19 protein-coding genes are annotated in these 20923 nt (G+C 73.7%); 2 read left to right on the top strand and 17 right to left on the bottom strand.

The features are described 5' to 3' along the window. Window positions 1-48: 48 nt before the first annotated feature. Together chvE and J4E96_RS01805 are read right to left on the bottom strand one after the other, a co-directional pair. A complete protein-coding gene (gene chvE, locus J4E96_RS01810; protein ID WP_227424101.1) occupies window positions 49-1176 on the bottom strand; it encodes a multiple monosaccharide ABC transporter substrate-binding protein in 1128 nt (375 codons plus the stop codon). A gap of 270 nt (window positions 1177-1446) precedes the next feature. After that, complete coding sequence (locus tag J4E96_RS01805; protein WP_227424100.1) at window positions 1447-2748, bottom strand: ROK family transcriptional regulator; 1302 nt, start codon at window positions 2746-2748, stop codon at window positions 1447-1449. A gap of 68 nt (window positions 2749-2816) precedes the next feature. Between J4E96_RS01805 and xylA the strand changes: the two genes are divergently transcribed. Both xylA and xylB read left to right on the top strand, forming a co-directional pair. Next, window positions 2817-4004 carry a xylose isomerase gene (xylA, locus tag J4E96_RS01800; protein ID WP_227424099.1) on the top strand — a complete coding sequence of 396 codons (1188 nt, stop codon included), beginning with the start codon at window positions 2817-2819 and terminating at the stop codon, window positions 4002-4004. A 102-nt stretch (window positions 4005-4106) separates the two neighbouring features. After that, a complete protein-coding gene (gene xylB, locus J4E96_RS01795) occupies window positions 4107-5597 on the top strand; it encodes a xylulokinase (RefSeq protein WP_227424098.1) in 1491 nt (496 codons plus the stop codon). A gap of 109 nt (window positions 5598-5706) precedes the next feature. Here xylB and J4E96_RS01790 read toward each other — a convergent pair whose 3' ends face one another. The 15 genes from J4E96_RS01790 to ftsH form a co-directional block, all read right to left on the bottom strand. After that, complete coding sequence (locus tag J4E96_RS01790) at window positions 5707-6048, bottom strand: histone-like nucleoid-structuring protein Lsr2 (RefSeq protein WP_227424097.1); 342 nt, start codon at window positions 6046-6048, stop codon at window positions 5707-5709. 263 nt (window positions 6049-6311) lie between these two features. Further along, window positions 6312-6506, bottom strand: a complete 195-nt coding sequence (locus J4E96_RS01785) for a hypothetical protein (RefSeq protein ID WP_227424096.1) — start codon at window positions 6504-6506, stop codon at window positions 6312-6314. A 20-nt stretch (window positions 6507-6526) separates the two neighbouring features. Next, complete coding sequence (lysS, locus tag J4E96_RS01780) at window positions 6527-7987, bottom strand: lysine--tRNA ligase (protein WP_227425627.1); 1461 nt, start codon at window positions 7985-7987, stop codon at window positions 6527-6529. An 83-nt stretch (window positions 7988-8070) separates the two neighbouring features. Beyond that, complete coding sequence (nadC, locus tag J4E96_RS01775; RefSeq protein WP_227425626.1) at window positions 8071-8928, bottom strand: carboxylating nicotinate-nucleotide diphosphorylase; 858 nt, start codon at window positions 8926-8928, stop codon at window positions 8071-8073. Between the two features lie 152 nt (window positions 8929-9080). Beyond that, a complete protein-coding gene (locus J4E96_RS01770; protein WP_406620445.1) occupies window positions 9081-10817 on the bottom strand; it encodes an L-aspartate oxidase in 1737 nt (578 codons plus the stop codon). A 44-nt stretch (window positions 10818-10861) separates the two neighbouring features. Continuing rightward, the gene (gene panD / locus J4E96_RS01765; protein ID WP_319637723.1) at window positions 10862-11308 is read right to left on the bottom strand and encodes an aspartate 1-decarboxylase; all 447 of its coding nucleotides are present in this window, start codon (window positions 11306-11308) and stop codon (window positions 10862-10864) included. Beyond that, entirely contained in the window at window positions 11305-12282 is a 978-nt protein-coding gene (panC, locus tag J4E96_RS01760; protein WP_227424095.1) for a pantoate--beta-alanine ligase, read from the bottom strand. Before panC ends, panD begins: the two co-directional genes overlap by 4 nt. Continuing rightward, the gene (locus J4E96_RS01755; protein ID WP_227424094.1) at window positions 12279-13232 is read right to left on the bottom strand and encodes a Rossmann-like and DUF2520 domain-containing protein; all 954 of its coding nucleotides are present in this window, start codon (window positions 13230-13232) and stop codon (window positions 12279-12281) included. Before J4E96_RS01755 ends, panC begins: the two co-directional genes overlap by 4 nt. Then, window positions 13229-14788 (bottom strand): PH domain-containing protein, encoded by a 1560-nt coding sequence (locus tag J4E96_RS01750; protein WP_227424093.1) that lies wholly within the window; start codon window positions 14786-14788, stop codon window positions 13229-13231. Before J4E96_RS01750 ends, J4E96_RS01755 begins: the two co-directional genes overlap by 4 nt. Continuing rightward, complete coding sequence (locus tag J4E96_RS01745) at window positions 14785-15288, bottom strand: PH domain-containing protein (protein ID WP_227424092.1); 504 nt, start codon at window positions 15286-15288, stop codon at window positions 14785-14787. The genes J4E96_RS01750 and J4E96_RS01745 overlap by 4 nt, the downstream gene beginning before the upstream one ends. A gap of 30 nt (window positions 15289-15318) precedes the next feature. Beyond that, window positions 15319-15810, bottom strand: coding sequence for a DUF3180 domain-containing protein (locus J4E96_RS01740; protein WP_227424091.1), 492 nt, complete (start codon window positions 15808-15810; stop codon window positions 15319-15321). Beyond that, on the bottom strand, window positions 15810-17282 hold the full coding sequence (gene folK, locus J4E96_RS01735) for a 2-amino-4-hydroxy-6-hydroxymethyldihydropteridine diphosphokinase (RefSeq protein WP_227424090.1): 1473 nt from the start codon (window positions 17280-17282) through the stop codon (window positions 15810-15812). Before folK ends, J4E96_RS01740 begins: the two co-directional genes overlap by 1 nt. A 4-nt stretch (window positions 17283-17286) precedes the next feature. Continuing rightward, a complete protein-coding gene (gene folP / locus J4E96_RS01730) occupies window positions 17287-18231 on the bottom strand; it encodes a dihydropteroate synthase (protein ID WP_406620207.1) in 945 nt (314 codons plus the stop codon). A 27-nt stretch (window positions 18232-18258) separates the two neighbouring features. Next, window positions 18259-18855, bottom strand: coding sequence for a GTP cyclohydrolase I FolE (gene folE / locus J4E96_RS01725; RefSeq protein ID WP_227424089.1), 597 nt, complete (start codon window positions 18853-18855; stop codon window positions 18259-18261). A gap of 4 nt (window positions 18856-18859) precedes the next feature. Beyond that, window positions 18860-20902, bottom strand: a complete 2043-nt coding sequence (ftsH, locus tag J4E96_RS01720) for an ATP-dependent zinc metalloprotease FtsH (protein ID WP_227424088.1) — start codon at window positions 20900-20902, stop codon at window positions 18860-18862. Between the last annotated feature and the right edge of the window lie 21 nt (window positions 20903-20923).

Below are 20923 nucleotides of genomic sequence, written 5' to 3'. Positions count from 1 at the left end.
GGCGTGGCCGCCGCAGGACCCGGACGCATCCCGGGCGTTCGGTCGAGGCTAGAGACCGAGGTCGCTCGCGCTGTAGAAGTCCGAGTCCACCAGGATGGACTGGACGGTGTCCTTCGTCACGACGACGGGCGGCAGCAGGAAGGTCGGGACGACCTTGTTCCCGTTGTCGTACGTCTCGGTGTCGTTGACGTCCACGTCCTCGCCAGTCACGATCTGGTCGACCATGAGGGCGACCTGGTCGCCGAGCGTCCGCGTGTCCTTCCAGACCGTCATGGCCTGCTTGTCAGCGAGCATGTTCATGACGTTCGCCTGGTCGCCGTCCTGACCGGTCACGAGGGGCCAGTCGGTGCCGACGGCGTAGCCGGATCCCTCGAGGGCCTGCACGATGCCCAGCGCGAGGGAGTCGTTCGGCGACAGCACGACGTCGACCTTGCCCGTCGCGTAGAACGAGTTGAGCCGGTTCTGCATCTCGGACTGGGCCGTCTCAGACGACCAGCCGGTGATGCCGATGCTGGCCCAGTCGTCGTTGCTCGCGGGCGACTGGCCCGACGGGACGACGAGCTTGCCCGACTCGATGTAGGGGAGCAGGACGTCCCATGCGCCCGAGAAGAAGAACTTCGCGTTGTTGTCGTCCGGCGAGCCGGCGAAGGGCTCGAGGTTGAACGGCCCCGCGGCGTTCTCGAGGTCGAGCGTCTCGACGATGAACTCGCCCTGGAGCTGGCCGACGTTGTAGTTGTCGAACGTCGCGTAGTAGTCGACGTTGTCGGTGCCGTTGATCAGGCGGTCGTACGCGATGATCTTGATGCCGGCGTCGGCCGCCGTCTGGAGCACGGGCGCGAGCGCCGTGCCGTCGATCGAGGCGACCACGAGGACCTCGGGGTCCTGGTTGATCATGTTCTGGAGCTGCGTGATCTGCTGGTCGACCTTGTTGTCGGCGTACTGCAGCGTGGTCTCGTAGCCGGCTTCCTGGAGCAGTTCCTCCAGGTGAGCGCCGTCCTTGTTCCAGCGCTCGAGGCTCTTGGTCGGCATCGCGATCCCGATCAGGCCACCTGCCTCGGCGGCGGCGGAACCGTCGTCGCCCGCGTCGTCCGTGCGCTCGGCACTGCACGCCGTGAGGCCCATCATCAGCGCGACGCCAGCAAATGCCGCGACGTACTTGGACTTTCTGAGTGACATCTTCGTCCGACCCTTCACACACTTCCCAGCCGGACCACCCGGCCAGGGCCGCAGGCGCGCCATCGCACCCTGGCAACGGTACGAGCCGGACCCACGTCGGGCCGACCTCTACCCCGTCCTCGAAACCCGGCGAAGTTGCGGGATTTCGATTTGTTGCTGTCGCGAACTTATAGCGGTCACGCCCGCCTGTGCAACCGAGCGCGTGTCGTACGGGATCACGATCACATAACGGGCGGCGCGGGCAAATACCCACGTCGGACGCGGGTTGGATCACCGGCCGACGACCGGCATCCAGCTGCCGGGATCCGCCACCACCGTACCCAGCACGGCCAGCGCGGCGCCGGTGATCGCGGGATAGTCACCCGCACGAGCCTCGCTCACCTTCAGTCGCGACCACGGGGCAAACAGGACATTGCGCGCGAGCTGAGCCGTGACGGGCTCGCGCAGGTTCCGGAAGAGCGGGGCGAACGTACCGCCGAGCACGATCTCGCTGATGTCGACGACGTTGGCGACGTTGGCCAGCGCGACGCCGAGCGCCTGGGCGGCGCTGTCGATCGACTCGAGCGCGCCCGGCTGGCCCGACCGCACTGCGGCGACGAGGTCGGCGATCGGCCGCGCCGGGTCGAGGCCGGCCCCCGTCATCAGCGCGTCCTGACCGGCGAAGTCCTCGAGCGTGACGCGGCCGTCGCGGGCCCCGAACGGGTCCACGAGCAGGTGGCCGATCTCGCCGCTCCAGCCGTGCCGGCCCCGGAAGATCTCGCCGTCGAGCACGATCGCGCCACCGATGCCGATCTCGCCCGAGACGTAGACGAAGCTCGGCGGGCCGCCCCGGCGGCGCGCGTGCGCCTCCGCGCGCGCGGCGAGGTTCGCCTCGTTGGCCAGGTGCGGGGGGAAGCCCTCGATCACGGGGTGGGCCGTCATGAGCGCGACGACGTCGACGTCGCGCCAGCCCAGCTTGGGCGCGACGCGCAGCGGACCCGTGACGCGGTCGACCAGGCCCGGCAGCGCGAGCGCCGTCCCGGCGATCCGGACCCCGTCCGCGCTCAGCGAGGCGATGGTCGCACCGGCGATGCCGGCGAGCCGGGCGAGCACGGTCTCGGGGTCGCTCGCCCGGAAGTTGCCCGTCTCGATCCGCTCGATCAGCACGCGACCGGCGATGTCGACGGCGCGCACGCCGACGTAGTCGACGTTGACCTCCATGCCAAGCCCTGCGACCGTGCCCTGCGCCGGGACGAGCGGGACCGCCGGGCGCCCGACCCGCCGTGCCGCCTCGGGCACGAGCTCGCGGACGAGCCCGGCCTCGATGAGGAGGTCGACCAGACCCGAGACGGTGGCCCGCGCGAGCCCCGTCGCGGCCGAGATGTCGGCCCGCGACAGCGATCCGTCGGCGTCGAGGACGTGCCGCAGGGTCAGACTGAGGTTGTGCTCGCGGAGCCCGGCCTGCCGGGCAGCGCGTCCCGTCGAGCGGGTCGGCACCCGCGGCCGCTCGGGCAGCACCCGCGACGGCGCGGGCTCCGGCGGCCGCCGAACGGCGCTCGAGGACCGAAGGGCAGCGGCGTCGTCGTCGGGCATGGCTTGACCCTAGCCCGCCTAGGTCTATAAGTTCAGTGGTACAACAAATCTCGACGAGGAGAGTTTCGATGACCCGCCTGCCTACCCCCGAAGACAAGTTCTCGTTCGGCCTCTGGACCGTCGGCTGGGAGGCTCGCGACCAGTTCGGCGACGCCAGCCGCCCGTGGCTCGACCCGGTCGAGTCTGTGCACCAGCTCGCCAAGCTCGGCGCGAGCTACGTGACGTTCCACGACGACGACGTCATCCCGTTCGGGTCCGACGCCGCGACGCGCGACAAGATCCTCACGCGCTTCAAGGCCGCGCTCGACGAGACCGGCATCAAGGTCGAGATGATCACGACCAACACGTTCAGCCACCCGATCTTCAAGGACGGCGCGTTCACCTCGAACGACCGCCGCGTGCGCCGCTACGGGCTGCGCAAGGTCGTCCGCAACGTCGACCTCGCCGCCGAGCTCGGCGCCGAGACGTTCGTCATGTGGGGCGGCCGCGAGGGCGCCGAGTACGACAGTGCCAAGGACCTCAAGGCCGCGCACGACCGCTACCGCGAGGGCATCGACACCGTCGCCGCGTACATCAAGGAGAAGGGCTACGGGCTGAAGATCGCGATCGAGCCCAAGCCGAACGAGCCCCGCGGCGACATCATCCTGCCGACGGTCGGCTCCGCGCTCGCGTTCATCGCCGAGCTCGAGCACGGCGACATCGTCGGGGTGAACCCGGAGACCGGGCACGAGCAGATGGCCGGCCTCAACTACACGTCGAGCCTCGCGCAGGCGCTGTGGGCCGAGAAGCTCTTCCACATCGACCTCAACGGGCAGAAGTCGATCAAGTACGACCAGGACCTCGTGTTCGGTCACGGCGACCTGTTCTCCGCGTTCGGCACCGTGGACCTGCTCGTCAACGGCTTCCCCAGCGGCGGCCCGCGCTACGACGGCCCCGTCCACTTCGACTACAAGCCCTCGCGCACCGAGGACTTCACCGGCGTGTGGGCCTCGGCCGCCGCCAACATGAGCACGTACATCCTGCTCAAGGAGCGGGCGCTCGCGTTCCGCGCCGACCCCGAGGTGCAGGAGGCTCTGCAGGCCGCCAAGGTGTTCGAGCTCGCCGAGCCGACCCTCGCCGCGGGCGAGACGCTCGCCGACCTGCTCGCGGACCCGTCCGCGTTCGAGGACCTCGACGTCGACGCCGTTGCCGCCCCCGGGTACGGCTTCGTGCAGCTCAACCAGCTGGCCCTCGAGCACGCGCTCGGCGCTCGCTGACCTACCGCTCTCCCGCGCCCGGGCGGTGCCGTCCCCTGCGGACGGCACCGCCCGGGCGTCGCGCGTGGCGCGCGCGGACACCGACGTGAAAGGACTTTCGCAATGACGCTGGTCGCCGGGGTGGACTCATCCACCCAGTCCTGCAAGATCGTGATCCGGGACGCCGACACGGGAGCGCTCGTGCGCACCGGTCGTGCCGCCCACCCGGACGGCACCGAGATCGACCCCGAGCAGTGGTGGCTGGCCCTCGGCCGCGCCGTCGAGGATGCGGGCGGCCTGGCCGACGTCGCGGCGATCGCCGTCGGCGGGCAGCAGCACGGCATGGTCGCGCTGGACGCCGACGGCGTCGTCGTGCGCGACGCGCTGTTGTGGAACGACACCCGGTCGGCTCCCGCGGCGGCGGACCTCATCCGCGAGCTGGGCGACGGCGACCCCGCCGCCGGGGCGGCCGCGTGGGCCCAGGCGATCGGCTCCGTGCCGGTTGCGTCGTTCACCGCGACGAAGCTGCGCTGGTTGCGCGACGCCGAGCCCGAGAACGCCGCCCGCGTGGCGGCCGTCGCGCTCCCCCATGACTGGCTGACGTGGCGGCTCGCCGGGCACGGCCCCGGTACGGGCACGGGCAGCGATCCCGCCGGCCTCGCCGCGCTCACGACCGACCGCTCGGACGCCTCGGGCACGGGCTACTGGTCCCCGGCGACCGACTCCTACCGGCCCGACCTCCTCGTGCTCGCGCTCGGCCACGACGCCGTGGTCCCTCGCGTCGTCGCGGCCGGCGAGACCGCCGGGACCGTCCCGGCCGGGCTGGCGCTGCCGGGCGGCGCGGCCGCGCCCGCACAGGACGCCGTGCTCGGCGCCGGCGCGGGCGACAACGCCGCGGCGGCGCTCGGGCTCGGCATGGTCGAGGGCGACGTTGCGATCTCGATCGGGACCTCCGGCGTCGTCTCCGCGATCTCCGCGACCCCGACCTCCGACGCAAGCGGCATGGTCACGGGCTTCGCGGACGCGACCGGGGCGTTCCTGCCGCTCGCGTGCACGCTGAACGCGTCCCGCGTGCTCGACGCGGCGGCCCGGATGCTCGACGTCGACCACGCCGGCCTCAGCGCGCTCGCCCTGGCCGCCCCCGCGGGGGCGGACGGGCTCGTGCTCGTGCCCTACCTCGAGGGCGAGCGCACGCCGAACCGGCCCGATGCGACCGGCGCGCTGCACGGGATGCGCCTGGCCAACACGACGCCGGCGCACGTGGCCCGGGCCGCCGTCGAGGGGATGCTGTGCGCGCTCGCGGACGGCCTCGACGCGCTGCGGCTGGAGGGGGTGCCCGTTCGCCGGGTGCTGCTCATCGGCGGCGGCGCGCAGTCCGAGGCGGTGCGCCAGATCGCGCCGGCCGTGCTCGGCCTCGACGTGAGCGTCCCGCCGCCCGGGGAGTACGTGGCGGACGGCGCGGCGCGGCAGGCCGCCTGGGCGCTGTCCGGCTCGACGCTCCCGCCGCGGTGGGCACCCTCCGACGGCCTGCGCGCCTACACCGCGGAGCCCGCGCCCCGCGTGCGCGAGCAGTACGCGGCCGTGCGCGAGCTCACGGCCAGGCGCCCGGCGTAGGCCGGCCGCGGCGTTCGCACCGCACCGTAGACAGGAGCGTCCGCGTCCCGTGGTGCCGAGGCACCACGGGACGCGGACGTGACTGTGAGCGCTGTGCAGCTTCTCGAGGTCAGTGCGCGGCCTCGTAGGCAGCCTTGATCTCGGCCGAGATGCGGCCGCGCTCGGACACGTTGTGCCCGTTGGACCGAGCCCACTCGCGGATCGCGGTCGCATCCGTCGAGCCGTTCGCGCGGCGCGGCGCGGCGGTCCCGCGGGCGGCGCGTGCCGACGCGCGACCGCTCACCTTGCGCGCGTTGGCCGTCCAGGTGGCGAAGGCATCGCGCAGCTGCTTGGCGTTGTCGGTCGTGAGGTCGATCTCGTAGGAAACGCCGTCGAGCGAAAACGTGACCGTCTCGTCAGCCGTTCCCCCGTCGACGTCGTCAACGAGAAGAACCTGGACTTTCTGAGCCATGGATTGTCCCTTCAAACGGAGGCGAAACAAACTTCTTCGCTGGAATGATCGCACTTTGTGTAACCTGCGTCAAAGGCTAGCGGCGGCGAGTGTGGATAAGCACGGGACGCGCCGAAATTTGCCGGCCACGTTGTTCCACAGGTCGGCCGGCGTTGTTCCACAGGTTGTTGTGCACGCGCGAGCAGATACTGCGGAGGTTGTGTGCAGGTTTCGCCGCGGCCGCCGCGTTCCGGCCGCGGGCCCAGCGGGTTCTTGGGTGCGCGCTACCGTGGTTCTGGCGGGCTATCCCGGCGCGGCTGCGCAGGGTCGGCACTCGCCCGCTCGAGGGCGTCGAGGCGCGCCAGTGCGGCCCGTTCGGTGCGATCGGCGTTCACGAGCGCGCGTATCGCGAGGTAGAACAGGAAAGCCACCCCGGCCGACGGGATGAGGGCTGCGGCACCGGCAAGAATCGGACTCACGTCGCCACTGTACGTGCTGCTCAGGCGAGCGGCTTGACCAACGGGAACAGGATCGTCTCGCGCACGCCGTGGCCGGTCAGCGCCATCAGCAGCCGGTCGATACCCATTCCTAGGCCGCCGGCGGGCGGCATCGCGTACTCCATTGCGGTGAGGAAGTCCTCGTCCACGGCCATTGCCTCGTCGTCGCCGGCCGAGGCGAGCAGCGCCTGCGCTTCAAACCGTTGGCGCTGGATCACCGGGTCGACGAGCTCGGAATAGGCGGTGGCGAGCTCGAACCCGCGCACGTACAGGTCCCACTTCTCCACCTGGCCCGGCGCGCTGCGGTGCGCGCGGGTCAGCGGCGACGTCTCGACCGGAAAGTCGCGCACGAAGGTCGGCGCATACAGGTGATCGCCGACGAGGTGTTCCCACAGCGCCTCGACGAGCTTGCCGTGGTTGGCCTTCTTCGGGTCGATCGACAGGTCGAACCGCTCGGCGTAGGCGTGCAGCTCGGTCGTCGTCGTCGCCGACGTGATCTCGGCGCCCAACGCGTGCGAGAGCGAGTCGTACAACCGCAGCTGCGCCCACTCGCCGCCGAGCTCGTACTCCTCGCCGCTCGGCAGGGTGATCGTGGTGGTGCCGAGCACGTCCTCGACCGCGCGCTGCACGAGATCCTGCGTGAGCGTCGCCATCGTGTTGTAGTCGCCGTACGCCTCGTACGCCTCGAGCATCGAGAACTCCGGGGAGTGCGTGGAGTCCACGCCCTCGTTGCGGAAGTTCCGATTGATCTCGAAGACGCGCTCGACGCCGCCCACGACGGCGCGCTTGAGGAAGAGCTCGGGGGCGATGCGCAGGTACAGCTCGAGGTCGAACGCGTTCATGTGCGTCGTGAACGGGCGCGCCGAGGCGCCGCCGTGGATCGTCTGGAGCATCGGGGTCTCGACCTCGAGGAACTCGCGCGCGTGCAGGTTGTCGCGCAGCGACCGCACCACGCCCGAGCGCAGCCGGACCATGTCGCGCGCCGCGGGGCGGGCGATCAGGTCGACGTACCGCTGGCGCACGCGCGACTCCTCTGAGAGGTCCTTGTGCAGCACGGGCAGCGCCCGCAGCGCCTTGGCCGCGAGCTGCCAGTCGTCGGCGAAGACGGAGAGCTCGCCGCGGCGCGAGCTGATCACGCGGCCGTGCGCGAAGAGATGGTCGCCGAGGTCGACGTCGGCCTTGAACGCCGCGAGCGACTCCGCGCCGACGACGGCGAGGCTGAGCATGACCTGCAGGCGCACCCCCTCGCCGTCCTGCAGCGTGGCGAAGCAGAGCTTGCCGGTGTTGCGCAGGAAGACGACGCGCCCCGCCACGCCGACGACGTCGTCGGTCTCGGCGCCGATCTCGAGATCCGCGTGGTCGGCCCGGACCTGGGCGAGGGTGTGGGTCCGGGGAACCGAGACGGGGTAGGCCTCGCCCCCCGCGGCAAGGATGCGATCGCGCTTGTCCCGGCGGACCCGCATCTGCTCGGGCAGGTCGACGTCGGGGGCAAGATCGGGAGAGGAGGTCACCACCTGACTCTACCGACCGCCCACTGCCGGTCCGGCTACGCGAGGAGGTCGAGCGCGATGTCCAGGGTCGGGGAGGAGTGGGTGAGGGCACCGACCGAGAGATAGTCGACGCCCGTCGCCGCCACCTCGCGCGCGCGGTCGAGCGTGAGGTTGCCGGTCGCCTCGAGCTCGACGCGACCCGTCGCCGGCTCGCCCGCGCGGACGGCCGCGACCACCTCGGCGAGCAGCGGCGTCGACATGTTGTCGAGCAGCAGGAAGCGCGCGCCCGCGGCGACCGCCTCGAGCGCCTGGTCGAGGCGGTCGGCCTCGACCTGCACGAGGACGTCGGGGAAGCGCGCGCGCACCGCCTCCACCGCTGCGGCGACCGAGCCCGCCGCGACGACGTGGTTGTCCTTGACCATCGCGACGTCGAACAGGCCCATCCGCTTGTTCGTGCCGCCGCCGCAGCGCACGGCGTACTTCTCGAGCGCGCGCAACCCCGGCGTCGTCTTGCGCGTGTCCAGCACCATTGCGCCGGACCCCGCGAGCGCGTCCGCCCAGCGTCGCGTGTGAGTGGCGACGCCCGACGCGCGGCCGACGAAGTTGAGCAGGGTGCGCTCGGCCACCAGCACCACCTGGACGGGCCCCGACAGTGCGCCGAGGACCGCTCCCGCGGCCACGCTCGCGCCGTCGGCCACCAGCAGGCGCACGACGACGTCGGGCCGGCCCAGTCGCTCGGCCACCTGCGCGAGCACCTCGGCGACGATCGGCAGGCCGGCCACGACGCCGCCCGAGCGTGCCACGAGGTGCGCGACGCCGGCGGCGTCCGGGCTGATCGTGGCCTGCGTGGTCACGTCCCGCCCCGGCGCCGCGCCGAGGTCCTCGTCGAGGGCCCGCGCGACGGCGTCCCGGATCCACGCGGGATCGAGGCCGGCGGGATGGGAGCCAGCGGGATCGAGGCCAGCAGGTTCGGATCCAGCGGGTTCGGAACCAGCAGAGAACAGTGGGGTCGCGGCGGTCACCGGGCCACGGTAGTGGCCGCGGGCGCCGGTCACACCAGCGCCGGTCACACCAGCGGGGTGGGCACGATCTCGAGGGTGCCGTCCGGGGCCAGGGTCGCCGCGAGGCGCAGCCGCCAGGCCTCGTCCGGCGCCGGGTGGTCGGACCGGAAGTGCCCGCCCCGGCTCTCGGTCCGGGCCAGCGCCGCTTGGGTCAGGACGGTCGCGACCTGGTGCACGTTCGTCGTCTCCCACTCCCCCGGCTGGGGCGCGGCGACGATGCCGACGGCGTGGTGCGCGTCGGTGCGGACGGCTCCCAGCCGCTCGGCGGCGCGCAGCAGGCCCTCCTCGCTCCGGATGACCCCGGGGCCGGCGGACGCCGCGGCCTGGATCCGCGACCGCGCGGCGGCCGCGACGAGCGCGTCCGGCCCGGGCCGCTCGACGGGGTCCCGGCGCGGGAGGTCCCCAGCGGCGACGCGGGTGGCGATGTCGCGCGCGGCCCGGTGCGCGAACACGAGACCCTCGACGAGCGAGTTCGACGCGAGCCGGTTCGCGCCGTGCACGCCGGTGCAGGCGACCTCGCCGGCGGCGTACAGGCCGCGCAGGCTGGACCGCCCGGACAGGTCCGTCACGACGCCCCCCGAGTGGTAGTGCTGGGCTGGTGCGACCGGGACGAGGTCGGCCGTGAGGTCGATGCCGTGGTCGAGCAGGCGCTCGTAGATCGTGGGGAAGCGGGCCCGCAGGAAGTCGGCGCCGAGGTGGCGCGCGTCGAGCAGCACGTGGTCCGAGCCGGTCGCGGCCATCTGGCGCACCATCGCGTGCGCGACGATGTCGCGCGGCGCCAGCTCGGCCATCGGGTGCACCGCGGGCATGAACCGCACGCCGTCGGTGTCGAGCAGCAGCGCGCCCTCGCCGCGCACGGCCTCGGAGACGAGCGTGAGCTGCCCGCGCACGCCGGAGCCGAGCCAGAGCACGGTCGGGTGGAACTGGACGAACTCGACGTCGCCGACCGTCGCGCCGGCCCGCAGCGCCGCCGCGATCCCGTCACCGGTCGCCTGCGCCGGGTTCGTGGAGGAGCGAAACACCTGGCCGATGCCGCCGGTCGCCAGGACGACGGCCCGCCCGAGCGCCGCGCCGACGCCGTCGCGCGTGCCCGCGCCGATCACGTGCAGGGTCACCCCGCAGGCTGGCCCGGGCCGCCCGTCCGGGCCGGGCGCGGCGGTGAGCACGTCGAGCACGAGCGCGTGCTCGATGACCTCGATGCCGGGATCGGCGCGCACGGCCTCGAGCTGCGCGACGAGGGCGCGGGAGATCTCGGCCCCCGTCGCGTCCCCGCCCGCGTGCACGATCCGGTCCGCGTGGTGCCCGCCCTCGCGGGTGAGAGCGAGGGAACCCGCCAGGTCGAGGTCGAACCTCGTGCCGCCCGCCACGAGCTCGCGCACGCGCGCCGGGCCCTCGGTGACGAGCACCTCGACCGCGCGCGGGTCGCACAGCCCGGCGCCGGCGGTCAGGGTGTCGGCCAGGTGCGCGGCGGGCGAGTCGGCCGGGTCGAGCGCCGCCGCGACGCCGCCCTGCGCCCACACGGTCGAGCCCGAGGCCAGCACGGTCTTGGTCACGAGCAGCACGCGCGGCACGCGCGTGCGCAGCTCGAGCGCGGCGGTGAGCCCCGCGATCCCGGACCCGACGACGACGACGTCGGCCTCGGCCGTCCAGCCCGCGACCGGCGCCGCGAGTCTCGCGGCGAGCCGCGGTGACGACCCAGCGGCGAGCCGCGGTAGGGACGCAGCGGCGGGCAGTCCGGGCACGGCGGGCTCGACGAGGAGAGTCACTCGCGCATCGTAGGACCCCGTCAGCGCGGCAGCCCGCTGGGCCGGAGGCCGCCGTGCATGCCGCTGCCCGCCGCGGGCACCTGGCCGGGGTCGCCCGCGACGTCCACGATGGCGTTGGCCTCGTCCACGAACACGACGTTCGGGCGGAAGGTGCGCGCCTCGGCGTCGGCGAGCGACCCGTAGGCGATGAGGATGACGATGTCGCCGGGGTGCACGAGGTGGGCGGCGGCGCCGTTGATGCAGATCTCGCCCGCGCCGGCGGGGCCGGCGATCACGTACGTGCTCAGGCGGGCGCCGTTCGTGACGTCCACGATGTCGACCCGCTCGCCCACCAGCAGGCCGGCGGCGTCGAGCAGGTCGGCATCGACCGTGACGGAGCCGACGTAGTGCAGGTCGGCCTGGGTCACGGTCGCGCGGTGGATCTTGGCGGTCATCATGGTGCGCCGCAGGCTCGTCGCGCCGTTCATCCGAGCGACCCCGCGCGCTCGCCGAGGCGCAGCGGGACGTTGTCGATCAGGCGCGTGGCCCCGACCGTCGCCGCGACCGCGAGGACCGCCGGGCCGCGGTGCGCGGCCGGCACCTCCTGCGCCGTGCGCGGGTCCACGAGCGCGAGGTAGTCGAGGTCGAGGTCCGCCCCGGCGAGCTGGGCGCGCGCGGCGGCCCGGACGTCGTCGGCGTCCGTGCCGGGCGCGCGGGCCACGTCCTCGGCGGCCCGCAGCGCGCGGCTGAGCACGAGCGCGGTCTCGCGGTCACGCGCCGACAGGTACGCGTTGCGCGACGACAGCGCGAGGCCGTCGACGTCGCGCACGGTCGGCGCCGCGACGACGGTCATCGGCACGTCGAGGTCGCGGACCATTGCCTGCACGGCCATGACCTGCTGCGCGTCCTTCTGGCCGAAGATCGCGACGTCCGGGCGGACCAGGTGCGCCAGCTTGAGCACGATGGTGAGCACGCCGTCGAGGTGGCCGGGCCGCGTGCGGCCCTCGAGGACGGCGCCGAGCTGGCCCGCGCTCACCCGGACCACCGGGTCGCCGTCGGGGAAGACGACGTCCAGGGTCGGGGCGAAGACCACGTCGGCGCCCGCCCCCGCGAGCAGAGCGAGGTCGCTGTCCAGGTCGCGCGGGTACCGCTCGAGGTCCTCGCTCGGCCCGAACTGCAGCGGGTTGACGAAGATGGTGACGACGACGGCGTCGGCGAGCTCGCGGGCGCGCGCCACAAGCGACAGGTGGCCCGCGTGCAGGGCCCCCATGGTCATGACGACGGCGCGCGCGTGGGTCGTGCCGCGGCCACCAGTGCCGGCGGTCGCCGGCAGCGCGGCGAGCGCCGCGTCGAGCTCGGCTCGGGTCCGCGCGAGCACGGTCCCGCGCGCGCCCGACCGGTCAGGCGCGGGGGAACCGCCGCCCGATCCTCCGGTGGCGAGCAGCGGGTCGGGGGGGGTCATGCGATGTCCTCCTGGGGACTCGGGGGTTCGGCGAGCACGTCGAGCAGGCTCTGGGCCGCGGTCTCCCGCAGCCGGCCGGCGGCGAGGCTGCGTTGCGTGCCCGCGCGGGCGAGCGCGCGGTAGGCGACGGGGATGTCGACGGCGCCCTCGCGCGCCGCGAGCGCGGACAGCACCGCGAGGTGGTCGCGCACCGTCCCGACGTCGCCACGCGCGACGGGTCCGGTCATCGTCGCGATCGAGCCGGCGCCGGCCTGGGCGGCCTGCCCCATCTCGGCGCGCAGCGCGCCGTCAAGGGCCGCCGCGAGCAGCGGGCTGAGCACGCGGCCCGGCTGCTCGACGCCCGCCGCGGCGAGCGCCTGGGCGGCCTGGGCGACGAGCACCACGAGGTGGTTCGCGCCGTGCGAGAGGGCCGCGTGGTACAGCGGCCTCGCGGCCTCGGACACCACGACGGGCTCGCCGCCGAGTTCGACGACGAGCGCCTGCCCGATCGGGAGGACGGGGCCGGGCGCGGTCACCGCGAAGCAGCAGCCCTCGAGCCGGACGAGGTCGAGCGAGGTGCCCGTGAAGGTCATCGCGGGATGCACGGCGAGCGGGATCACGCCGGCGGCGCGGGCGGGCGCGAGCACGTCCGTCCCGAACCGCCCCGAGGTGTGCAGCACGATCTGGCCGGCCTGCCAGGCCCCCAGCTCGGCCAGGCCCGCGATCAGGGGGCCGAGCGCGTCGTCGGGCACGGTGAGCAGCACGAGCTCGGCCTGCCGGACGACGTCGGGCACCTCGAGCAGCGGAACCCCCGGGAGCAGCGCGTCCACCCGGTCCCGCGAGGCGGCCGAGATACCGCTCGCGGCGACGACGGGGTGCCCGACGGCGCGCAGCGCGCTGCCGAGCACGGCGCCCACGCGGCCGGCGCCGACGATGCCGACCCCGAGGCGGCCGGGGCGGTCGACCGTCACCGCTCGGTCCCCGGCTCGGGCCGGGGTTCGGGCTCGCGCTCGGACTCGGGCTCCGGCTCGGGCTCGCGCTCGGGCTCGGGCTCGGGCTCGGGCTCGGGCTCGGGGTGGGCGCCGGCGCGCGCGATCCGCGCGCGGGCCGCCTGCTCGGTCATGAGGTCCCCCGCCGCCGCCACGGCGAGGTGCGGGACGCGCGGGGCCACCGGCCCGGGGGTCGAGTGCACGACGAGCGACGCCACGCCGAGGCGGCGCTGCAGCGGCCCCTGCTCCACGCCGAGGGACTGCGTGCGCTCGTGCGGCACGATCACGAGTCGGTGCACGAGCCAACCGCTGCGGATCAGCAGCGCCCGATCCGTGACGAGGTAGCCGGTCCGGCGCCAGCCGAGCGGGTCGAGCCAGCGGGCGCTGCGCGGCATGGTCGTGAACCCCTGGCCGTCGCCGCTGCCGTCCAACGCCTGCGTCAGCACGGTCCGCGGGTCCTCGATGCCGAGGTCCGGCAGCACGAGCCACACGGCGATGAGCGCCTGGTCACGGTCGCCCACGGGCAGGAGCACGTTCTCGGTGAGCTGCGCCTGCGCGCCGCTGTAGCCGGCGACGTTCATCTCGACGCGCCACCAGGACGGCCCCCGCCACAGCAGGCTCTGGCTCAGGCGCAGCGCCTGCACGCGCCCCGGCGGCACCGTCTGCGAGCGCGACTCGAGCAGACCGTGCCGCAGCCCGATCCCCTCGGGCGAGATCGCCGCGTGGAAGTTGAACTCGCGGGTGAACCGCCCCCAGTAGAAGCCGACGAGGCCCAGCAGCACCGGGATCGCGACGAAGACCGTGCTGAGCTCGCCCGAGAGCACCACACCGACCACGAGCCCCGCGATGACGAGCACCGCCCAGATCGTCATGCCGGAGCGGACGAGCGAGCCCACAAGCGTCCAGGGCGTGACCTCGAGGACATTCTGCGCGGGAGCCGGCACCGGGTCCTCGGCGCCGACGACCCGGCGCACGCCGGCGGCACGCGCGAGGAGCTCCGCACGCAGCCGCGCGGCGTCGTCCTCCTTGAGGAAGGCGAGCGAGACGGCCGAGCCGGCGCCGCCCGCCACCTCGAGCTTGAGCTCGGAGAGCCCGAGGATGCGCGCGAGGATGGGCTGCACGACGTCGACCGCCTGCAGCCGGTCCAGCCGCGCCTTGCGCTGCTGCCGGAACAGGATGCCGCTGTGCAGGTAGACCGCCTCGTCGTCGATCGCGAAGCGCGTCATGCGCCAGGCGACCGCGGCGTACCCGAAGCCGATGAGCGCGCCGCCGACGATCACGCCGAGGGCGATGAGCCAGCCGCGCCCGGCGAACAGCTCGCCCGCCTGCTCGATGTTGTCGCCGAACTGTTGCACCGCGATGAACAGCAGCACCGCGAGGACCTTCCAGCCCTTCACCGCGGGCGTGACGGGGTGCATGCGGCGCCAGGCGAGCCCGGGGGGCGTGGGGTCGGGCGCTGTCGGGTCGGGCGCTGTCGGGTCGGGCGCAGCGTCGGCCGGGGGCGTGGCGGGGCGCACGGCGTCGGGCGGCTGGCTCACAGGCCGGCCAGCCGCGCCTCGCCGCGCGAGGCCAGCTGGTCACGCAGGCGGGCCGCCTCTTCCGGCGGCAGGCCATCGATCACGGCGTCGGTGCCCTGCGACGCGGTGTGCAGCTGCACCGACGCGATGCCGAACGCGCGCGCGAGCGGGCCGGCCTCGACGTCGACGTACTGCATGCGGCCGTACGGCACCACGACCATCGAGCGGAACATGATGCCCTTGCGGATGAGGAGGTCGTCGGCGCGCTCGGCGTAGCCGACGGCGCGCACCTGCCGCGGGATCAGCCACAGCAGCCAGACGCCGAGGAGGGCGAGGACGGCCGGGATCGCCCACAGCCACGCGATCGATGTGAGCGCCGCCGCGACGACCGCGCCGACGAACGGGATGCCGACCGAGATGCCCATCGACGCGAGCCGGGCGGACGCGAGCCGGGCAGAGACCGGCACCCAGACCACCTGGGGCGGGTCGAACGGCCCGGCCTGCATCGCGTTCGTCGTCATGCGCCCATCCTTCCACCGTCGCGGCCAGGATCAGGCGGCGGCCGGGTCCGAGGGCTGCGACCCGCTGGTTTCGGCGGCGTCGTCGGTGGGCGGCGGGACCTGGCAGAACCACTCCACGAGCAGGCCGACGACGCACAGCAGCACCGCCGCGACGGCCGCACACGCGGCGGCGATCGCGCGCTCGCGGCGCACCACGATGTCGAGGTCGCCGAGCAGCAGCAGCACCTGCCCGGCGTACCAGCCCGCGAGCAGGGAGCCCGTGTACGCGGACGCCTTCGCGAGCACCGCGGTGCGGGCAGCGCGGATCGGGTCGAGGTTCGGCCGCTTGCCGCGCAGGAACTGCCGCACGGCCCAGCCCATCGTGAACACGGTGCCCGCGATGACCAGGAGCACGCCGATCACGAGCCACGGGACCTGCGGGAGGCTCACCGACTGGCGGGCGAGGATCCGCAGGAGCAGCCAGCTCACCAGGCCCGTCGCCGTCGTGAGTCGCAGCAGCGCTTGCCACCGGGTGCGCTGCATCAGCTGTGCGGGTCGGCTCGGGTCGGCAACTCGGGCGACGGCGGGTCCGGCAGCCAGCTGAGCGGCCGCGGGTTCGGGACGGGCTCCGGCTCGGGCTCGGGCGTCCGCTCGGGCTCGGGCTCGGGCTCGAGCTCGGGTTCGAGCTCGGGTTCGAGTTCGAGTTCGGGTTCGGGTTGCGGCTCGGGCTCCGGCGGTGCCGCCAGCTCGACCGCGACCGCGGCCGCGAGCGCGGGACCGGACCCGAACGCCGCGCCCAGCGCCGGGTCGAGGACGCCGAGCGAGGCCTGCGACCCGGTCTCCGGCGCGCTGGCCACCGGCGCCTCGTCCACCACGTGCCGCGGCGCGGTCAGCCAGTCGAGGGCGAGCCAGCGGATGCCGTCACGGTCGGGCGCGGTCGCCGCGAGCGCGGCCACGGGCCCGCCGCCGAGCCCGGGCAGCATCGCGTCGGGGGCGATCTGGGCCCACGGCTGCAGCACGAACGCGCGCTGGTGCGCGCGCGGGTGCGGGAGCTCGAGGTCGTCCGTGACCGCGAGGGTCGTGCCGTACGCGATGAGGTCGATGTCGAGCGTGCGCGGCCCCCAGCGCTCGTGGCGCTCCCGGCCGTGCGCGTTCTCGATCGCCTGGGTCGCCCGCAGCAGCTCGGTCGGGGAGAGCGTCGTGTGCGCGATGACGACGGCGTTGAGGAAGTCGGGCTGCTCGGGCCCGCCCACCGGGGCGGTCCGGGCGAGCGGCGAGACGGCGTCGATCTCGAGCCCGACGATCGTGCCGAGCGTCGCCACCGCGGCCCGCAGGGTGTCCTGGCTGGAGCCGAGGTTCGAGCCGAGGCCGAGCACGACCTCCACCGGCTCGGGCGGTGCCAGCTCGAGCCGGTCCCGCTCGCGCTGCTCGGCGGCGCCGTCGGAGCCGGTCGGGGCGCCGGCCCGGGCGGCGGGCACGGCCGCGGCTACCGCGGCCGCGACGGCCTCGAACGCGCGGCTCGCGCCGTCGTCGCCCTCGGGGTCGCGGTCCGCGGGCCGAGGCTCCGCGCGCGGGGCCTCCCAAGGCTCGGCCGCCGGCAGCCGGCTGTGGTCGCGCCGGATCGTCACCGCGACGTCCTCGAACGGGACGGTGACGGGGGCCTGCGGCTTGTGCACGCGCACGTCGACGGCCGCGACGGCCGGGTGGGCGAGCGCCGTCGCGGCGATCCGCTCCGCCACGGTCTCGATGAGGTTCGCGGGCTCGCCCGCGAGCACGGCGGCGACCTGCTGCGCGAGCGCGCCGTAGTCGATCGTCCTGGTGAGGTCGTCGGTCGCCGCGGCTCGCCGGGTGTCGAGGTGCACGACGACGTCGGCCCGGAAGAGCTGGCCGTCGCGGCGCTCGTGGTCGAACACGCCGTGATAGCCCGTGGCCGAGATCCCGACCAGCGCGATCTGGTCGAGGGGCTGGCCGGCGCCGTCGAGCACCGGACCACCTCCGGTGGACTGTGTGGTCACGTCCTCACGTCCTTGTCTCGTCGTCGATCGTTCCCTCGAATGCCCGGCCCAGCTGCCCGGCCGCGCCGGTGCGGGCGGCCGCCGTCCACGCGGCCGCCACCCGCACCGCCGCGGCCGATCCCACGACCTCGTGCACCCGCACGCACCACGCGCCCGCCGCGGCGGCGAGGGCGGTGACCGCCACCGTCGCGTCGTCCCGCGCGGCCGGGGCCACCGGCTCTCCACCGGGTCCGGCGAGGAGGTGGCCGAGGAAGCGCTTGCGGGACGCGCCGACCAGCACCGGCTGGCTGAGGGAGGCGAGGGCTTCGAGATGCGCGAGCAACGGCCAGTTGCTCGAGCCGGGCTTGGCGAAGCCGAGCCCGGGATCCAGCACGACCTGGTCCGCCCGCACGCCAGCGGCCAGGAGCTCCGCCAGGCGCGCGGCGAGCTCGCTGCGCACGTCCGCGACGACGTCGTCGTACACGTCGAGGGAGTCCATGACGTCCGCGTGGCCGCGCCAGTGCATCGCGACATAGACCGCGCCGGTTTGGGCGATCGCCGCGTACATCGCGGGGTCGGCGAGGCCGCCCGAGACGTCGTTGACCACCAGCGCCCCCCGGTCGAGCGCCGCGCGCGCGACCGACGCGCGCGTGGTGTCGATGCTGACGACGGCGCCCTCGGCGACGAGGGCCTCGACGACGGGCAGGACCCGTTCGAGCTCGGCGGCGACCGGCACCCGGCCGGCTCCCGGCCGGGTCGACTCCCCGCCGACGTCGACGAGGTCCGCGCCGTCGGCGAGCAGCGTGAGCCCGTGCCGGACGGCGGCGCCCGGCTCGAACCAGCGGCCGCCGTCGGAGAACGAGTCGGGGGTCACGTTGACGACACCCATGACGAGCGTGCGCCGCAGGTCGCGGAGCCGCTGGGGCAGCCCGGCCGGCGAGGCGGGCAGCGGTGTGACGGTGACAGGCACGGCGTTAGCCTAAGCGCCCGGCTGCGGTCACCGGCCGATGATGAGGCTCATGGCCTCGGCCCGCGTCGCGATGTCCCTCATCTGCCCACGGACGGCGGACGTGACGGTCCGGGATCCGGGCTTGCGGACGCCGCGCATCGACATGCACAGGTGCTCGCACTCGATCACGACGATCGCGCCGGCCGGCTCGAGGTACTCCACGAGCGCGTCGGCGATCTGGGACGTCAGGCGCTCCTGAACCTGGGGGCGCCGGGCGAAGACGTCGACCAGCCGGGCCAGCTTGCTCAGCCCGGCGACGCGGCCGTTGACCGAGGGGATGTACCCGACGTGCGCGACGCCGTGGAAGGGCACGAGGTGGTGCTCGCACGTCGAGTACACCTCGATGTCCTTGACCAGCACCATCTCCTCGTGCCCGAGGTCGAACGTCGTGCTGAGCACGTCGGCCGCGCTCTGGCGCAGGCCGGCGAACGTCTCGGCGTAGGCGCGCGCCACCCGCGACGGCGTCTCGCGCAGCCCCTCGCGGTCGGGGTCCTCGCCGACCGCGATGAGCAGCTCGCGGATCGCGGCCTCGACCCGCGCTCCGTCGTACGACGCCGAGACCTTGGATACCTCCGTGGACGTCACCGGCTCAGTCCTGCAGCCCGGCCCCGGGGAACTCGCCCGGCGGCACCTCGACGATGACCGCCGCGGGGTGCTCGTCCTTGGCGGCCGCGGCCTGGTCCTGCGGCAGCGGTGGGTTCCCGTTGAGGGTAGCCCGCTCGTCCGCCGTGAGCACCGGAGGCCGGTGCGAGACGGCGCGCTCCTCGGACGAGAGCCAGATGTCGCGCGCGTCCCGCTTGACGATCGGCGCGAAGATCGTGGCGAGCTCGGCCTGGTTGAGGGTCTCGTGCTCCAGGAGCTGGAGCACGAGGTCGTCGAGCACCTCGCGGTACTCCACCAGGATCGACCACGCCTCGTCGTGCGCGGCCTCGATCAGGCGCCGGACCTCGACGTCGACGAGGGCGGCGACCGTCTCGGAGTACTCGCGGCCGTGACCCATGTCGCGGCCCATGAAAACCTCGCCGGAGCCCTGGCCGAGCTTGATCGCGCCGATCTTCTCGCTCATGCCGAACTGCGTGACCATCGTGCGAGCGGTCTCGGTGGCCTTCTCGATGTCGTTGGAGGCGCCCGTGGTCGGGTCGTGGAAGACGAGCTCCTCCGCGACGCGGCCGCCCATCGAGTACGCGAGCGTGTCGAGCAGCTCGTTGCGGGTGGTCGAGTACTTGTCCTCGAGCGGCATCACCATGGTGTAGCCGAGGGCGCGCCCGCGCGGCAGGATCGTCACCTTCGTGACCGGGTCGGTGTAGCGCAGCGCGGCGGCCACGATCGCGTGCCCGCCCTCGTGGTACGCCGTGATCTTCTGCTGCGCGAGCTTCATGATGCGGGTGCGCTTCTGCGGGCCCGCGATCACGCGATCGATCGCCTCGTCGAGCTCGTGGTCGCCGATGAGCTGGCCGCCCGTGCGGGCGGTCAGCAGCGCGGCCTCGTTCAGGACGTTCGCGAGGTCCGCGCCGGTGAAGCCCGGGGTGCGCCGGGCGACGGCCTCGAGGTCGACGACGGGCGCCATCGGCTTGCCCTTGGCGTGCACGGTGAGGATCTGCGCGCGGCCCTTGAGGTCGGGCGGGTCCACCGCGACCTGCCGGTCGAACCGGCCGGGCCGCAGCAGCGCGGGGTCGAGGATGTCGGGCCGGTTGGTGGCCGCGATGAGGATGACGTTCGCGTTGGCGTCGAAGCCGTCCATCTCGACCAGCATCTGGTTGAGGGTCTGCTCGCGCTCGTCGTGGCCGCCGCCCATGCCGGCGCCGCGGTGGCGGCCGACGGCGTCGATCTCGTCGATGAAGATGATCGCCGGGGCGTTCTGCTTGGCCTGCTCGAACAGGTCGCGCACGCGGCTCGCGCCGACGCCGACGAACATCTCGACGAAGTCCGACCCGGAGATCGAGTAGAACGGCACCCCGGCCTCGCCCGCGACCGCGCGGGCCAGCAGGGTCTTGCCTGTGCCGGGCTGGCCGTACAGCAGCACGCCCTTGGGGATCTTCGCGCCGACGGCCTGGAACTTGGCCGGCTCGGCGAGGAACTCTTTGATCTCGACGAGCTCCTCGACCGCCTCGTCGACGCCCGCGACGTCGGCGAAGCTGACCTGCGGGGACTCCTTGTTGACCAGCTTCGCCTTCGACTTGCCGAAGCTCATCACCTTCGACCCGCCGCCCTGCATGTTGGACATGAGGAACCAGAAGATCGCCAGGATGATGATGAACGGCAGCAGGAGGCTCAGCAGGCTCGCCCACCACGACTGCTTCGGCACGTCGGAGTTGAACCCGCCGTCCGGGTTCGCGTCGGCGACCGCGGCCACGATCGCCTCACCCTGCGGCGCGACGTAGTAGAACTCGACGCTCTTGCCCTTGTTCTCGTCGCCGACGACGTAGTCCTTGGTCAGCGTGAGGTCGACCCGCTGCTCCCCGTCGGTGATCAGGGCCTGGTCGACCTTGCCGTCGGCGAGCAGCTCGAGCCCTACGGACGTGTCGACGCGCTGCACGGTCGGGGCCAGCAGGGTGGAGGCGGCGATCCAGAGGATCGCGACTCCCAGGACGATCCACAGCGCGGGGCCGCGGATGAGGCGCTTGAGATTCATGGGCGACGGGGGCAGAGCCCC

Origin of the sequence: Pengzhenrongella sicca (assembly GCF_017569225.1) — a bacterium.
GTDB classification, from domain to species: domain Bacteria; phylum Actinomycetota; class Actinomycetes; order Actinomycetales; family Cellulomonadaceae; genus Pengzhenrongella; species Pengzhenrongella sicca.
The sequence above is the reverse complement of the archived record's forward strand: the minus strand, read 5'-3'. Positions and strand labels throughout refer to the sequence as shown.

Coding starts and splice junctions, on each gene's coding strand:
- lysS (WP_227425627.1), bottom strand. CDS start 7,987: ATGCGGGTCCGCCGGGACAAGCGCGATCGCATCCTTGCCGCGGGGGGC.
- J4E96_RS01745 (WP_227424092.1), bottom strand. CDS start 15,288: ATGACGACGAACGCGATGCAGGCCGGGCCGTTCGACCCGCCCCAGGTG.
- J4E96_RS01740 (WP_227424091.1), bottom strand. CDS start 15,810: ATGCAGCGCACCCGGTGGCAAGCGCTGCTGCGACTCACGACGGCGACG.
- panC (WP_227424095.1), bottom strand. CDS start 12,282: ATGACCCCCCCCGACCCGCTGCTCGCCACCGGAGGATCGGGCGGCGGT.
- xylB (WP_227424098.1), top strand. CDS start 4,107: ATGACGCTGGTCGCCGGGGTGGACTCATCCACCCAGTCCTGCAAGATC.
- panD (WP_319637723.1), bottom strand. CDS start 11,308: ATGAACGGCGCGACGAGCCTGCGGCGCACCATGATGACCGCCAAGATC.
- J4E96_RS01805 (WP_227424100.1), bottom strand. CDS start 2,748: ATGCCCGACGACGACGCCGCTGCCCTTCGGTCCTCGAGCGCCGTTCGG.
- J4E96_RS01790 (WP_227424097.1), bottom strand. CDS start 6,048: ATGGCTCAGAAAGTCCAGGTTCTTCTCGTTGACGACGTCGACGGGGGA.
- xylA (WP_227424099.1), top strand. CDS start 2,817: ATGACCCGCCTGCCTACCCCCGAAGACAAGTTCTCGTTCGGCCTCTGG.
- ftsH (WP_227424088.1), bottom strand. CDS start 20,902: ATGAATCTCAAGCGCCTCATCCGCGGCCCCGCGCTGTGGATCGTCCTG.
- chvE (WP_227424101.1), bottom strand. CDS start 1,176: ATGTCACTCAGAAAGTCCAAGTACGTCGCGGCATTTGCTGGCGTCGCG.